We start from the raw sequence: 14554 nt of genomic DNA, 5'->3' as shown, positions 1-14554 counted from the left end.
GTGTACATAGTGCACTAGGTTATGTGTCACCTTTTGATTTTGAAGCAATGTACTATGATAAAATTAACCCATTAGGTCAGGTGGCCTAACTTAAATAAAAAGTCTCCGACAAACCTGGTACGGTTCAAAGTCAAAATGGGGCTGTGATTCAATAAATCCTCTCCCTAACCCTCTCCTTTACAAAAGGAGAGGGAACTTATAAGCATAAAAAAGCCCCTACATCGTAGAGGCTTTTTCCAATCTTAATTTTAAAAATTAAGACACTTTATCACCTGGTTTAGCACCAGATTCAGGTGAAATCACCCAAACACCTTCGCCATTACCAGCCGCAAGTACCATACCGTTTGAAATACCAAAACGCATCTTACGTGGAGCAAGGTTCGCAACCATTACCACCAATTTACCTTTTAAGTCTTCAGGTTGGTAAAACTCACGAATACCGCTAAACACGTTACGTGGTTCAGCTTCACCGACATTTAAAGTCAATTGAAGTAGCTTGTCAGAACCTTCAACCGTCGCAGCTTCAAGAACTTCTGCTACACGTAGGTCAACTTTCATAAAGTCTTCAATGCCAATTATTTCAGCTTCGCCCACTTTAGGCTCAGCTTTCTTCTCTTTAGCTTTCTCTTTTTTCTTTTCCGCTTTTGGTGCTTCAGCAGGAGCAGCTAAAGAATCTTTAGATGCATCAACCATTGCAGCCACAGCTTTCGGATCTACACGTTGCATCAATGGCTGGAACAGCGCAATTTCATGAGCCACTAATACAGTTTTACGTGATTCAAAGTTGAAGCTGTCTAACTGTAAGAAAGCTTGAACTTGTTCAGCCAAAGTTGGAAGTACAGGTGCTAGGTAAACCGCCAATTGACGGAACAGGTTAATACCGACAGAACATACATCGTGAACTTGCTGTTCTTCACCTTCAATCTTCGCAAGCGCCCAAGGCTTTTTCTCATCAATGTATTGGTTGGCTTTATCAGCCAATGCCATGATTTCACGGATTGCTGCTGAAAACTCACGGTCTTCATAAGCTTTGGCAATTGAATCACCGGCATCAATAAAGCTTTGTACCAATTCAGGTTCTGCACATGTTGCAGACAATTTATTGTCAAACTTGGTGTTAATGAATTTCGCACAGCGACTGGCAATATTCACCACTTTACCGACCAAGTCAGAGTTGACTTTCTGAACGAAATCTTCAAGATTCAAGTCGGAATCTTCAACTTTGTCCGAAAGTTTAGATGCGAAGTAGTAACGTAAATATTCAGGGTTCAAATGCTCTAAATACGTTTCAGCTTTAATGAATGTCCCACGAGATTTCGACATCTTCTGACCATTCACTGTCAAGAAACCGTTGACGAATAAGCTTGTTGGCGTGCGGTAGTTTGCGCCTTCCAGCATCGCAGGCCAGAACAATGCGTGGAAGTAAACGATGTCTTTACCAATGAAGTGATACACCTCATTTTCAGAATCTTTTTTCCAGTAATCGTCAAAGCTTAGGTCAGGACGTTTGGTCTTGATGTAATTTTCAAAGCTCGACATATAGCCGATCGGTGCGTCTACCCAAACGTAGAAGTATTTGTTTGGTGCATCTGGAATTTCAAAACCGAAGTAAGGCGCATCACGGGAAATATCCCAATCTGACAAACCTGCTTCAAACCATTCATCTAACTTGTTGGCAATCGACACAGGTAAACGACCTTCGTCACGGGTCCATTTTTGCAGGTATTCACCAAAATTTGGCAGTTTAAAGAAGTAGTGATCTGAAGATTTTTCGACAGGCGTCGCACCGCTCAATGTCGATTTTGGATTGAGCAGTTCAGTCGCATTGTAGGTTGTACCACACACTTCGCATGAGTCACCGTATTGATCTTCCGCTTTACATTTCGGGCAGGTGCCTTTAATAAAACGGTCAGACAGGAACATGCCTTTTTCAGGGTCAAACAATTGTGTAACAGGGCGAACGGCAATGTTGCCGGCTTCACGGTTCTTGATATAAATCTCAGATGCACGAGCCTGGTTTTCAGTGCTGTTGGTTGAGTCGTAGTGGTCGAAGTCCACTTTAAAACCGGCAAAGTCACGCTCATGTTCTTTTTGTACATTGGCAATTTGCTGTTCCGGAGTAATGCCATTCGCTTCAGCACGCAGCATGATCGCTGTGCCGTGAGCATCGTCCGCGCAGACATAAGTCACGTTATGACCCATTGCACGCATGGCACGAACCCAGATATCTGCCTGGATATAACCGAGTAAGTGACCCATATGGATCGGACCATTGGCGTATGGAAGGGCGTTAGTGACTAGGATATTACGCACGGATATGACTCTCTCATTCGTATTTTATGCAATGGGTCATAATTTTACATGATGCAGAGGGGATTACAAAGAAATGCTTTAGCTGAAGCGCAATGAATAAAACAACTTGAATATTCAAATATAAAATTCGATATCATCCGATGAGCGAATATTAAATAATTGATCGAGCTAGGTTGACGCTACTTTCTCTAATCAATAGCAACAACATGTACAGGCTTTGTTGCAGTTTGCTTAATTCGTCCGCTGGATTGCATGCTTTGTGCTAAAAAATTGTCTGATCATTTTATGACACCTCAGGAGGGTAATCATGACTCAGAATAACCAGACAAGTACTTCTACTTCAAAGCAAAACCAGGATAAAGAACCACATACACAACAACTGAATGAGCAATTGGAAAAAGAGCAAAAGCAGAATGAAATTGATAAACAGCACAAGCAGGAACATCAGGACGTTTTAGAAGCCCACAACAACAATACTGATGAAAAGTCTGCACTGAAGCAAGGTGCTCAGCCCAATGGCGAACATGCAGAGCAAGAAGATAATTCTAAAGAAGCTCAGTCTGGCAAGTCGGATAATAAAACTGAAACTATTAAGATGGATGACTTAAAAGCCAAGGCAATCGCCATTGGTGAGGATCTACTGAAAAAAGCCGAAAAGATTCTGAATGAGCTAAAAAATGGCAAGTCAGACAGTCAGCAAACTGGTGAACAGGGTTCTGGTGACACGAAAAAGGCGAAAGCGGATTATACATCGAAAGATAAATCGGCAAATCAGTCAGATCAGCAGGACCGTATGGCACATTTCAAAGATGAGGCCTTGCATAAGTTTGAAGACACCAAACAGAAGATTACGGAGTTGGTCAATGAAGCCTCTGTCAAACTGGGAGAACTGAGACAGATGGCGACAGACACAATGAGTAAAATGAAAGGTGAAGATCAATCTCAGTCAGGTGAGCCGAAAAAGCAGGATCAAGATAAAACCGATCAATCTGAGCAAAACAAGCCTGACCAAAATAAAAATCATCAATAATGGTTTGAGCTTTAAAGATACTTCAGTCAGGCCAGGGTTGAAGGGGGGAGAGCGGCCGAAAAATTTAAGATTGTTCAGATGCCATCAAAACATGCTCCATCTGCATATTGGGAATCTCTAAATCAGGCACACTGTTCTTGAGCGTCTATGACCTTGATTGAATCTCGATTGCGGTTCCATCAAGGTCAGTATTTATTTTATAGCGCTATCTGCTGTATTGAATACCTGTGATAATGGGCACTTAAAGCAATGTGCCTAGAGTAAAGATCATGATTGACGAAGATGATTTCGATTTCGACCAACCCGTTACCCGTATTAAACAAAATACTGCGAGTCAAAAACAATTGGGCAGTCAGATTTTAAAAGAGGCTGAGCAATATATTGAAGAGATCTCGGCAGATGAGCATGCACTTTTAATCAACACCCTATTGGGCTTTGCAGAGCAAGATGCTTACTTCCAAATCTTGGCAGATGAACTTGATCAACCGATTGGGGCGAAAGTGGCCAATGATGCTTTAAACCTGATGCACTTTTGGCCTGCTATTCACCAGTTTGAAGATTTAGAACAATTTAATTTACTTGACATTATTAACAGCGAACATTTCCAAACCCAAATGCTTAAAGCTTTTGACGCTTTAGATATTGATGAAAATATCAAAGCGAAGCGCCGTCTTGTGTTGCTTGAAAGTTTTAAAATGTACAAACTCGGCTTCTATAGTGGTTGCATTCCAAATGTTTATGCACAACTAGAAGGCATCTTGACCGATGTCCTAATTGAGGCGGGTTTTTTAAAACAAAATGCAACCAGGTTTGTGGATCTTTATAAAATTGTTCCAGGCTTAAAGGGCAATGAAATAAAAAGCTTGTGGCACAAATCTAAAATTGCGACTGAAATGAATCCGTACTTTGCTGAACTTGCCGCTTATAAAAAGGATAGCAGTTCAACCGTGAGCATGACTCGGCATAACATTCTGCATGGTACCGATCTGAATCATTTTAATCAGGGACGCAGTTTTGTTTTGTTTATCTGGCTGTTTTCTGCGCTGAGTTTTATGGGAACGCTTAAGTATTGAACAAGCTGATCTAAACCATATTCGGCTTAAAGCTGCTGGGTTTGGGTGAGCTTATATACTGGATGGGCTGGAGATAGAGGGAACTTTTAACGTTCACAACAGATAAAGTATGTATCTCTTTTCTATGGTTTTGATCAGCAGGGGTGCTGTTCAGCCAAATTTTATTGTTGTTTATGGCACATCGAAATTCTCGAACTTGAGTTTAGGGGAGTTATACTCAAGTTCGAGGATTCCGTAGCCAAATTTTTTAAATTACTATAAAAATCTCATGAAGCTTATAGTTCACGCCAGACTTTATTTTCATCTTGCAAAGAAACAGTAAAATTAAAGTCGGTATCATCTGATACCAGCAGGCTGGTCGGTGTTTGCATAATGACTTTTAAGATCGTGCCTTGTTCAAAAACGAGAGGACTGCAGTTCTCTTTTTCCAAGGTCACAGGTTTTAATAATTCGATGATTAAATTTTCCATTGCACTTCCCCCTAGATCTTATAAATTAGGTTAATAGTATCATAAATTGGTAAATATTTAACCAATCCTATCAGTCTTGAGAACTAAATCCAAAAACAAATGGATGAAAAATACGATATAGTTCACATATTCTATATTAAAATGAGATAAAATTAAAACTTATATTTTGATTTAGCTCCGGTTTTTCAAATATTTCCATAAAATTTCTATGGATTTAATGGCTGGATTATTTTTAAGCAAATTTTAATTTGTTCCGTCTATGCTGGGGCAAAATCTGACTAAAAGTCACCTCTGCTGCATTGGATGCGATATGCAGCAGATTTTAGGCTGAACTGGCGTGATAAAAACCTCATCACAGGGCGAATGAAGCATACAACTTGATTATAAGAGGCATCATTCAAAGAAAATGAATTCACCTGAAAAAACATTTCACAAACAGTCTATAAGTTGCTACAAAGATGAAAAGACGAGAATAATAGCCGCTTCATCCATCCAGCCTAAATGGGTCGGGTGGTTGATTGGCAAGTTTGAAACTAAAAATAAAGGAATAACCCTAACTGATGTTTAAATCTTTTTTTCCTAATCCAAAGTGGTTCTTCTCATCGTTGGTACTCTGGTTTGTCATCAATATTGCATTGTGGTATTCCGGTGGAAGTGGCTGGGGAACATTTTTAGGCTTTGCACCGGGTTATGCCACTGCAGAATTACCTGTTGGAGTAAGCCGCTTTTGGGCACCTTCATTTTTATGGTTCTATCTGTGGTTCATCGTTTCTACCGTTATTTTTGCGATGTTCTGGCGCTTTAAATCCAGCAATCCATGGCAGGGCTGGTCGGTCTGGGGCTCGGCTTTTATCCTGTTCAATATCTGGTTTGCGGTGCAGGTCAATGTCGTTGTGAATGCCTGGTACAGCCCATTTTATGACCTGATTCAGAAAATGCTGAGTAGTGGTGGTGGCAATGTCAATTTACTTTACAGTGAAACCTTGACCTTCCTGTATGTCGCCATGGTTTATGTGACGATTGCCGTTTTTAACCTGTTCTTTGTCAGCCATTATATCTTCCGGTGGCGTACGGCGATGAATGACTATTACACCGCGCATTGGGAACAGTTACGTTATATTGAAGGGGCTTCGCAGCGTATTCAGGAAGATACCATGCGTTTTGCCAAAACCACCGAAAGTTTGGGGGTGAGTTTCATTCAGGCCCTGATGACGCTCATGGCATTTTTACCGGTGTTGTTACAGTTATCATCGCATGTGAAACAACTCCCGGTGATTGGTGAAATTCCTTATGCACTGGTCTGGGCTGCCATCAGCTGGGCGGTGCTGGGTACTGTAGTGTTGATGCTGGTCGGTTATAAATTGCCGGGTCTGGAATTTAACAACCAGAAAGTTGAAGCTGCTTACCGCAAAGAACTGGTTTATGGTGAAGATTATGCCGATCGTGCCGATCCGCTCACCTTAAAAGAACTGTTTAGCCGCGTACGTTTTAATTATTTCCGCCTGTATTTCCATTATGCCTATTTCAACATGGTACGCATCTGGTACATGCAACTGGACAATCTGTATGGCTTATTTGTGCTGTTTCCAAGTATTGCCGCAGGGGCAATTACTTTAGGTTTGATGATGCAGATTGCCAATGTCTTTGGCAAGGTACGCGAGTCATTCCAGTACTTAATTGAGTCTTGGTCAACCATTATTGAATTGCTCTCGATTTATAAGCGTTTACGGGCATTTGAATCGACTTTGCATAAATAAGGTATACTCAAATTGAGCAACAGAACCCGCATAATGCGGGTTTTTTTTATAATGCGTTATATTTCACAATCATGAAAATGCTGAAGTATAGTAATTAAAAAGGGAAAGGGTCAGAAAAAATGAAAAGGTTTTATGCATGGACTTGGCTTTGCTGTCTGGCCGTGACCAGTCCTCTAACATTTGCCAAAGAAATTCAAGGCATGTCTTTTTCTCATCAGGATTGGGAAGTGTATTGCAGTAATACTGGCACCTGTCGGGCAGCAGGCTATCAGGATGATTATCTGCAAAGTATGCCCGCCACAATCTTGTTGACCCGTAAAGCTGGAGCAAAACAAACCGTACAAGGGACATTTGCCTTATCCAGTTTTGATCAAGCCTTAGATAACAAGAAACTGAATAATTTAAACTTTTTTATAAATCATCAGGATTATGGCCGAGTCAGGATTAACATTTCAGAGCAACTGCTCACAGGAGCGCTAAATAGCAAACAGCTCAATGCACTGTTACAACAGACCCGGAAAAAAGCCAATATCGTATTTAAAAATGCCTATTACACCTGGCAGGTTTCTGATGCAGGCATGACGGCTTCATTGTTGAAAATGGATGATTTTCAACAACGTATGGGTACGGTAGGGGCTTTGGTCAAGCCCGGCACCGCAGGTGAGTCGAAAGTATTGGCAGCACAGCCTAAGCGAGTAGTCACCAAAGTAAAAACCGCAGCAAAACCTTATTTAACACTACAGCCCAATAGCAGACAGTACCAAAACCTGCATAAGTTACTCATGGCTGCCCGGCCGACACAGTCAGATGTAGCTGAATTTTGTGAAGGCATTTATGATGGAGAGGGTGCCAAACCACAAGCGATTGAACTCTATAAGCTTACCAATAACAAAGTTCTAGCTACCACCCTATGCTGGCGCGGAGCCTACAATGAAGGCTATGGGGCTTGGGTAATGAATCAATCTTTAACAGGCAAAGCCAGCTTTGTGACCGAATCTGCATCGGATTTTGCAGCAGGCGAAATTAGCAGTGCGCAAAAGGGTCGTGGTATTGGTGATTGCTGGAAGATCAGCGAATGGATTTGGCAGGGACAAGCTTTCATTCAAACTGTAGATCGCTGGTCTGGCATGTGTAAAGGTTTTGCCGGTGGTGCCTGGGATCTTGATTTAATTGAAGCCGTGGTGAAATAACCCATTTTAATTTTAGCTTTTGAGTACGCCAGCTAGCTATTTATATAAAAGATTAAATTTTCATCGGTTTATGATGGAAATTGCCGAATAGTTTCAGGGATAACTAAAGCTTCATCAATCATAAAAAATTTTAAACTGGCTAAAAAGTGTTATCCCATTCGGATTTCAGTACCAAAACTTTTAAAAGATTGGCAGTTATTTTACTTTTTTAGGTAAAAATGTATCATTTAACTTGAAGGGAATTAATAATAAAATCAAAGTACTATATTTGTGATTTTCCCAATTTTGATATATTTTTGAGTTACAGCATCAGTGAGCATTAACACGTGAATTTCAAAACATTCATCTTGATTGGCGGAGTGGGCATCACTTTACATGGCTGTACCAGTTTTAATGCTTTGAGTTCAGATGATTCTGTTAAAAATTATGCTTCAGCACAGGAAATGATCGTTCAAAAAAATATCAACCAACCCAATGGACAGGCCAAAGAATATGTCTATTCATGGGGAGTAAAACAGAATGACAAAGAGCCGCAATCTTTATATCCCAGAAAATATTTAAACAATTACTGTTCTGCCAAGCAGGGCAAATTCACGCTGCTGTATAAGAGTTCCATGGCTCTGGTGAAGGATGCATCGGATAAAAAACGCTTATTTTCCTCCGGTAATGTCAAACAGGGCATAGGCGCCTATAAGTGTGTACAAAATAATGGACAGAGCTGGATTGCCTCTATTGAACCGGTGGCTGAACGTAAACTCAATGATGGTTCGGATGCACGGGCAGTCAGCTTACATACCAGACTCATGTCGGTGGATGAAGCTAAAAAGTTTTATAAAAATATTAGTATGACCACAAATGCTGCGGATAAAAAAATCAATTCCAATGATCTGGGCAATAAAAAAGCGCTCAATAAAACTGCCCTTCAAAAAGAGGCTGAAGCTAAAAAAGAAGCAGATATTAAAAAAGAAACCAAACTAACTCCGGAGTTGCCAGCAGCACAGCCGCTAAAAGTCGTGGAAAGTCCGCAACAGCAACAGATGAAATTTTACGTCGCTGCACGTCGTGATTTAAATAGTGGTAAAAATCAGATCTCTGCCTGTAATAATGCCCAGCGGGCTTATAACTATGGCAAGCTGCAAGGAACTGAGGGAACCCGGGTCTATACCGAATCGGGGATGCTGGTTGCACGTTGTTTAACCAGTGTACCCAGTTATAGCAACCGCTTTTCTAATTCTAAGGCTCAAGCAACGCGAGTCTTGCAAAATTTAGCCGTGAATTACAATCACAGTGGGGCGAAAAATATGTTGAGGCAGATGAAGTAAAAGCAATTTTTCTCATCTTGATTGGTGCCACGTTCCAGCATCAAGCGATGGAACGTGGATATCAAGTTTTCAAATCTTAACGCAGCAGTATTACAGGCTAATCGTTGCACCTAATGCTTTCACAAACTGTGCCATCCAGGCAGGGTGTGCAGGCCAAGCCGGCGCAGTCACCAGATGTCCGTCGGTGACTGCTTCCGTCACTGCAATATCAGCATATTGACCGCCTGCAAGTTTAACTTCCGCTGCACATGCAGGGTAAGCAGAACAGGTTTTACCTTTAAGCACATCGGCAGCCGCTAAAAGCTGCGCGCCGTGACATACGGCTGCAATCGGTTTTTGAACGACATCAAACTCACGCACAATCTCGATTACACGTTCATTCATGCGTAGGTATTCAGGTGCACGTCCACCCGGAATGACCAGTCCTACATAATCTTCGGTATTGACCGAATTGAAGTCATAATTGATGGCAAAGTTATGACCGCGTTTTTCACTATAGGTTTGTTCACCCTCAAAGTCATGAATGGCTGTGGCGATGCTGTCACCGGCTTTTTTATCCGGGCAGACTGCATGCACGGTATAGCCCAGACCCGTTAAAAACTGGAACGGCACCATCGTTTCATAGTCTTCAGCGTAGTCGCCTACCAGCATCAAGATTTGTTTAGCCATGATTTTTCCCTCTGTTTGGATATGATTTATATAAAGTTTTGTTTTCATTCACCATAGCATAAGCAGATGTCATTTTTAAAGATGGGGTGGCTTTCTTTAGTCGAAACCAGAAAACATTCAAATCATCAGGTGGATAGACAAGCTGAAAAGAGGTTTTATTTTACAGAGCTATTACAGGCCACACCTGGTAATTTATGATAAAAAGGCAGCAGTTCAGAATGGAAGTTTGCTTTATGTTTTACTCTATTTTTACCACCTTTGGTCGTCGCTTTGCTCGAATCTGTTGTTCGGTTTTGATGGCAACTACGATTATGGGAACCACACAAATTGCAATGGCCGGGCCAACGGTGGATCAGCTGAGTAACTGTTTGGTGAAATCCACCACGGCAGCAGATAAAACAACGGTGTTGCAATGGACCTTTGTCGCGTTATCTGCACATCCGGAATTGAAGAAATTCAGCAATGTGAATGAAGAGCAGAGAACCCAGCTGGATAATAATTTAGCCCAAGTATTGCAGCGTATATTGGTAGAGCAGTGTTCCGCACAGACCAAAGCTGTAATTGCTGCGGAGGGTGTACAAGCGGTAGGTGACAGTTTTCAAGAGCTTGGACAGATTACCAGTGACGAAATTTTAGAAAATCCTGAAGTGAAAAGTCAGCTGAAAGGTGTACTGCGTTATGTCGATTTAAATAAACTGGTGATGACATTTTTGACGCCGGATGTATGGAATAGGTTGGGTGAGTTAAGAGGGAAATAACTGATTTAATGCATACATATGATGGTTCAATTATGCTATTTATTTATCATGAATAATATTAATGAAAAGATAAGGATCGTTATGTTCAAACGCACTACTTTATTGGGTTTCAGTATGTTGATATTTTCCCCTGTGCTGTATGCAGGAGACAATGATTTGAGTCGGCAATACTCAAATTGTATGGATCGATCAGGTGGCGTTACTGTAAATATGCTGGATTGTATTGCGGCTGAAACAGATCGCCAAGATACACGTTTAAATAATGCCTATAAGCGGACAATAGCATCGCTGAATGCAACTCGTAAAAAACAGCTTCAAGAGGTTCAGCGTCTGTGGATTCGCTATCGTGATGCCAATTGCGATTTTTATGCCGACCCGAATGGAGGGACGATTGCAACTGTAAATAGCAATAGTTGTTACATGGAAGCGACTGCCGCACGTGCGACTGAATTAGAAAATTTAAGAGAAGAGTATTAATTTAAAAAAATCCTCTCCCTAGCCCTCATCCTTTCTTGCGCTTCATTTTAAAGCAGTGCTTTAAAACTTGCTCAGGAGAGGGAACCACGCGTATCAATTGATGACGTGGCAAGTCCTCCTTTGAAAAAGGGGGATTTGGGGGGATTAATGATTACAATAAATCAGGATAAAATTTCTCAAATTCTTTATTCACAGCTTCACCACGCAGCAAATAGCCTTTGGGTTGAATATAACTATAAATTTCGCGTGCAGGTTGTTCATGCCAGCCAATATTAAAAGCACAGAGTTTTGGGAAAAATTGCAGGTGGCTATAGTTCAGATTGTTATGAATCCAATACGCCAATTGTTGCCAGCTACTTTGGTCTTTCTCATAAAGTTCTAAAAATGATGGAATGACAATACACGCCGTTGCCCCATAACCTTTTGCATCAGGATAGTCCCAAATATGACTGGAAAAGTTTTTCTCGTTCGTTGCGCAGTTATGTCCTTTTTCATTGCCGAGTTGGTTCACGCTTGGAGAGCGATAAGCTGAACGAATCGCAATACGTCCAAACTTGTCTTGGAGTGGCTCTAACAATTGTTGGCAAAGTTCTGTACCTGTACGGATTGCAATGTCAGGATGACCGGGGAAGTTGGGTACACCGTACCAGTTGGCGATTTCGCTATAGAGGAAGTCACGCATAAATAAAGACTTTGAAAGCTGAATACGTCCTAAGTCTTCGAGTTTGGCGATAGAGGATACTTTTTTGATGGTCATATTGAGATTTTTTATATGTTGGAAGAAAAAGACTCTTTAATCGCAGATTCAAATCTCAAGTGCAACACATTTGTAGTTAGTTGAAAAAGTTAGGTGTATTCATAGAATCATTAGACTTTTTCAACCCGCAATTGGAAAGCACACAATGAAGAAATACACCCAACTTTCTCAAGATGAAAGATACGAAATTTATGCTACTTTGAAAAGTAAAAGTTCAATCGCTACCCTTGCTCGGGAGTTAGGACGTTCACGATCAACCATCTACCGTGAATTAAAAAGAAATACTGGGCAACGTGGATATAGAGCTCAACAGGCAGCTAAATTTGCAAGTCAAAGACGGTACCGTCCTTCATCATCAATGACAGCATTTGCCTTCGCTTATATTGATTATTTGATTGGTTTGGACTGGTCACCAGAACAAATTTCAGGTGCTTTAACACAACGCGGTTGGCTGGATGTACCTTCACATGAGTGGATTTACCAGTACATTTATCAAGATAAATCAAAAGGTGGTAAACTTCATCTACACTTAAGGCATCAGAAGAAATATCGAAAACGCGGTTACAAAAACACGGATCGTAGGGGGCAAATCATTGATAAAACAAGTATTCACTACCGAGACCAGGTCATTGATCAACGACAACGTTTAGGAGATTTCGAAGGTGACACGGTGATTGGTAAACATCATAAAGGTGCTTTATTGACTCTCGTTGATCGAAAGAGCCTGTATGTACATATTGTTCATTTAGGGTCAACGAGAGAATCCTCTAAAACGATTACTTGTGCATTAGATCGTTTACAAATGAGCCATGCTTATAGTGTGACATTTGATAATGGCAAAGAATTTTCCGAACACAAAAGAATTACTGATGCTGGCATAGAGACGTATTTTGCTGATCCTTACAAGTCTATTCAGCGAGCTAGAAATGAAAATACGAATGGTTTAATCCGGCAATATCTGCCAAAATCATCATCGTTTGATGGCGTGTCAAACGAACAAATAGAGCAGATAGAATTTGCACTCAACCATCGTCCTAGAAAAACCCTAGGTTGGTATACACCGAGTGAAGTTATGTCTGGTTTTTATACTGTTGCACTTGCCGCTTGAATCCGCCAATAATTAAAAGAGTCTAATTTAATAATATTACTTAGAATCTGCTTCGAGTTCTAATTTTGACTTTATATATTTCGCTGTATTTTCTAGACTAGGATAAATAGTACGAAGGTTAACTTTTAGCTGATCTAGCTCTTTTAAAATGGAGCTTTTGTTAGCTGATTTAATTCTAATCCGTTTTATCTTAAAGACATCATTGCCATCTTCAGGCAGGCTTGCATCTAATCCGAAAAGTAAAAAAGAGCCTGCTTGAGCTATAATCCTATCCTGTGTTAATCGTCCCTTAACACATAAAACCTTGTTCAAATCAGAAATTTTAATCTTAGGTTCAAAGTATGGCTTTTCTTGTCTAATAAAATGAATGTAACTAGCATATGCTTCATTGTTCTCGTAGTCTGTGGACTTGAAAGCCTTTCTAGGAGGAGTTTCTGATTCACATTGCTCTATGAGTTTAATTAATTCTTTTTTTTGTGATTCTGTCAATTTTGCTAAATTTGTCACACAAGAAACAGCATCTGAGTCGAAATATTTAATCTCGCTTTTCTTTATATAGAATAATATGACTTCACCATCAATATCCTTTTCTTTACCCTTATCATCTTTTTCAATTTCACAAGCAAAATATAGTGCTGCTAATGGGTTACTAGAAATATCTAACAATCTTGTTGGAAACGAATAATGTTGCATATGAGTAAGAATATCAAAGCATCTACTTTCATTTGAAAAAGATTTAGGCTCTGTTGTGAGTAAGTCCATGAATGAACTTTTTTCGGACTTTAAATAAATAGGTCCTTTTGATTTATATTGTCTAAATAAGCTTGGTTGTAAAAAATAACGCAAGGCATCTCTATGGCCTCGGAAAAATAGTTCGCGATTTTTAAGTTCATCTTCAGTGCTTAATTCATTGATTTTATCTATGAATTGAGAAACACTAGCAATTGTGTGTTGTGGTTGAGTTTCTAATTCAGCTACTACAGTTACATCTAAACTACTTATTGGAGAGGGAGAGATATATTGAGGTAATGGAAGAGGATCATTATAGGTGGGAAATAAATTTATGTAAGTGCTGTTGTTGAATATTTGGAAATGGGGATTATTCGCTGATAGAGCAAAGATATCTCCTGATTTTAAAGCCCAATGATTTCTATATTCTTCTAATCCTTCAAATTTTAAATATTCTTTAATTGTGTTTAAATAAAAATCAAAATCCTTATTTTTTTGTTTCCAAGTTTCCTTAGTATCTTCATCTGTGTATGTGATATCTTCTCTAGTTTGAATATTTATAGAATGTAATTTATTAAATTCAACAACTATATTTTGTTCTTCAGAAGAATATGTAATGTTTAAAATTTTACCTAATGAAATTTCTTTTTCAAAACGCTCCATAGTAATTAGAGCAGGGTATTTTTTGAGTAAATCTAATTTTTCTTGGGTTAATGTTTTATATAAAATACGAATATCTTCATCTGTATATTCTAGGAAACGACTCGAATGAAAATTAATTTGATATATTTCATCATTCTGAGTAATTTGATGTTCATTGCTAACTTGTAATATATTGAAAAAACTCATTTATAAAGATAATCCTTGAAATTATAAAAACCCCGCACTAAGCGAGGTTTTT

At 39.7% G+C, this 14554-nt stretch carries 13 protein-coding genes; 8 read left to right on the top strand and 5 right to left on the bottom strand.

From position 1 onward, the window contains the following. Window positions 1–255: 255 nt before the first annotated feature. Window positions 256–2313, bottom strand: a complete 2058-nt coding sequence (gene metG, locus FTU91_RS09285; protein ID WP_166171167.1) for a methionine--tRNA ligase — start codon at window positions 2311–2313, stop codon at window positions 256–258. A gap of 307 nt (window positions 2314–2620) precedes the next feature. On the opposite strand from metG, the gene FTU91_RS09280 reads away from it, so the two are divergent. Further along, window positions 2621–3343 (top strand): hypothetical protein, encoded by a 723-nt coding sequence (locus FTU91_RS09280; protein WP_166171191.1) that lies wholly within the window; start codon window positions 2621–2623, stop codon window positions 3341–3343. Window positions 3344–3612: 269 nt separating this feature from the next. Next, window positions 3613–4416: a hypothetical protein gene (locus FTU91_RS09275; protein ID WP_180081958.1), complete on the top strand. Its 804-nt coding sequence runs from the start codon at window positions 3613–3615 to the stop codon at window positions 4414–4416. Window positions 4417–4691: 275 nt separating this feature from the next. Here FTU91_RS09275 and FTU91_RS09270 read toward each other — a convergent pair whose 3' ends face one another. After that, window positions 4692–4886, bottom strand: coding sequence for a hypothetical protein (locus FTU91_RS09270; protein WP_086196922.1), 195 nt, complete (start codon window positions 4884–4886; stop codon window positions 4692–4694). A gap of 560 nt (window positions 4887–5446) precedes the next feature. Here FTU91_RS09270 and sbmA point away from each other — a divergent pair. The 3 genes from sbmA to FTU91_RS09255 all read left to right on the top strand — a co-directional run bounded on the left by sbmA (window position 5447) and on the right by FTU91_RS09255 (window position 9155). After that, complete coding sequence (sbmA, locus tag FTU91_RS09265; RefSeq protein WP_180081957.1) at window positions 5447–6643, top strand: peptide antibiotic transporter SbmA; 1197 nt, start codon at window positions 5447–5449, stop codon at window positions 6641–6643. 119 nt (window positions 6644–6762) lie between these two features. Next, window positions 6763–7833 (top strand): DUF1176 domain-containing protein, encoded by a 1071-nt coding sequence (locus FTU91_RS09260; RefSeq protein WP_180081955.1) that lies wholly within the window; start codon window positions 6763–6765, stop codon window positions 7831–7833. Between the two features lie 326 nt (window positions 7834–8159). Next, entirely contained in the window at window positions 8160–9155 is a 996-nt protein-coding gene (locus FTU91_RS09255; RefSeq protein WP_180081953.1) for a hypothetical protein, read from the top strand. A 90-nt stretch (window positions 9156–9245) separates the two neighbouring features. Here the strand turns inward: FTU91_RS09255 and FTU91_RS09250 are convergent, their stop codons facing one another. After that, window positions 9246–9824, bottom strand: a complete 579-nt coding sequence (locus FTU91_RS09250) for a DJ-1/PfpI family protein (protein ID WP_180081951.1) — start codon at window positions 9822–9824, stop codon at window positions 9246–9248. Window positions 9825–10057: 233 nt separating this feature from the next. Here FTU91_RS09250 and FTU91_RS09245 point away from each other — a divergent pair, with 233 nt between their 5' ends. Beyond that, window positions 10058–10582 (top strand): hypothetical protein, encoded by a 525-nt coding sequence (locus FTU91_RS09245; protein WP_180081949.1) that lies wholly within the window; start codon window positions 10058–10060, stop codon window positions 10580–10582. 81 nt (window positions 10583–10663) lie between these two features. Then, window positions 10664–11059, top strand: a complete 396-nt coding sequence (locus FTU91_RS09240; protein ID WP_180081947.1) for a lysozyme inhibitor LprI family protein — start codon at window positions 10664–10666, stop codon at window positions 11057–11059. A 151-nt stretch (window positions 11060–11210) separates the two neighbouring features. On the opposite strand, the gene FTU91_RS09235 is transcribed toward FTU91_RS09240, so the two are convergent. After that, a complete protein-coding gene (locus FTU91_RS09235) occupies window positions 11211–11816 on the bottom strand; it encodes a hypothetical protein (protein WP_180081945.1) in 606 nt (201 codons plus the stop codon). A 145-nt stretch (window positions 11817–11961) separates the two neighbouring features. Between FTU91_RS09235 and FTU91_RS09230 the strand changes: the two genes are divergently transcribed. Further along, complete coding sequence (locus FTU91_RS09230) at window positions 11962–12924, top strand: IS30 family transposase (protein WP_180081943.1); 963 nt, start codon at window positions 11962–11964, stop codon at window positions 12922–12924. 36 nt (window positions 12925–12960) lie between these two features. Here the strand turns inward: FTU91_RS09230 and FTU91_RS09225 are convergent, their stop codons facing one another. Then, window positions 12961–14502 carry an FRG domain-containing protein gene (locus tag FTU91_RS09225; RefSeq protein WP_180081941.1) on the bottom strand — a complete coding sequence of 514 codons (1542 nt, stop codon included), beginning with the start codon at window positions 14500–14502 and terminating at the stop codon, window positions 12961–12963. Window positions 14503–14554 lie beyond the last annotated feature (52 nt).

The organism is Acinetobacter sp. YH12201 (genome assembly GCF_013418145.1).
GTDB lineage: Bacteria > Pseudomonadota > Gammaproteobacteria > Pseudomonadales > Moraxellaceae > Acinetobacter.
The sequence above is the reverse complement of the archived record's forward strand: the minus strand, read 5'-3'. Positions and strand labels throughout refer to the sequence as shown.

Bases quoted from the DNA above. Each gene is read 5' to 3' on its own strand.
- FTU91_RS09280 (WP_166171191.1), top strand. From the start codon at position 2,621: ATGACTCAGAATAACCAGACAAGTACTTCTACTTCAAAGCAAAACCAG.
- FTU91_RS09275 (WP_180081958.1), top strand. From the start codon at position 3,613: ATGATTGACGAAGATGATTTCGATTTCGACCAACCCGTTACCCGTATT.
- FTU91_RS09270 (WP_086196922.1), bottom strand. From the start codon at position 4,886: ATGGAAAATTTAATCATCGAATTATTAAAACCTGTGACCTTGGAAAAA.
- sbmA (WP_180081957.1), top strand. From the start codon at position 5,447: ATGTTTAAATCTTTTTTTCCTAATCCAAAGTGGTTCTTCTCATCGTTG.
- FTU91_RS09260 (WP_180081955.1), top strand. From the start codon at position 6,763: ATGAAAAGGTTTTATGCATGGACTTGGCTTTGCTGTCTGGCCGTGACC.
- FTU91_RS09250 (WP_180081951.1), bottom strand. From the start codon at position 9,824: ATGGCTAAACAAATCTTGATGCTGGTAGGCGACTACGCTGAAGACTAT.
- FTU91_RS09245 (WP_180081949.1), top strand. From the start codon at position 10,058: ATGTTTTACTCTATTTTTACCACCTTTGGTCGTCGCTTTGCTCGAATC.
- FTU91_RS09240 (WP_180081947.1), top strand. From the start codon at position 10,664: ATGTTCAAACGCACTACTTTATTGGGTTTCAGTATGTTGATATTTTCC.
- FTU91_RS09235 (WP_180081945.1), bottom strand. From the start codon at position 11,816: ATGACCATCAAAAAAGTATCCTCTATCGCCAAACTCGAAGACTTAGGA.
- FTU91_RS09230 (WP_180081943.1), top strand. From the start codon at position 11,962: ATGAAGAAATACACCCAACTTTCTCAAGATGAAAGATACGAAATTTAT.
- FTU91_RS09225 (WP_180081941.1), bottom strand. From the start codon at position 14,502: ATGAGTTTTTTCAATATATTACAAGTTAGCAATGAACATCAAATTACT.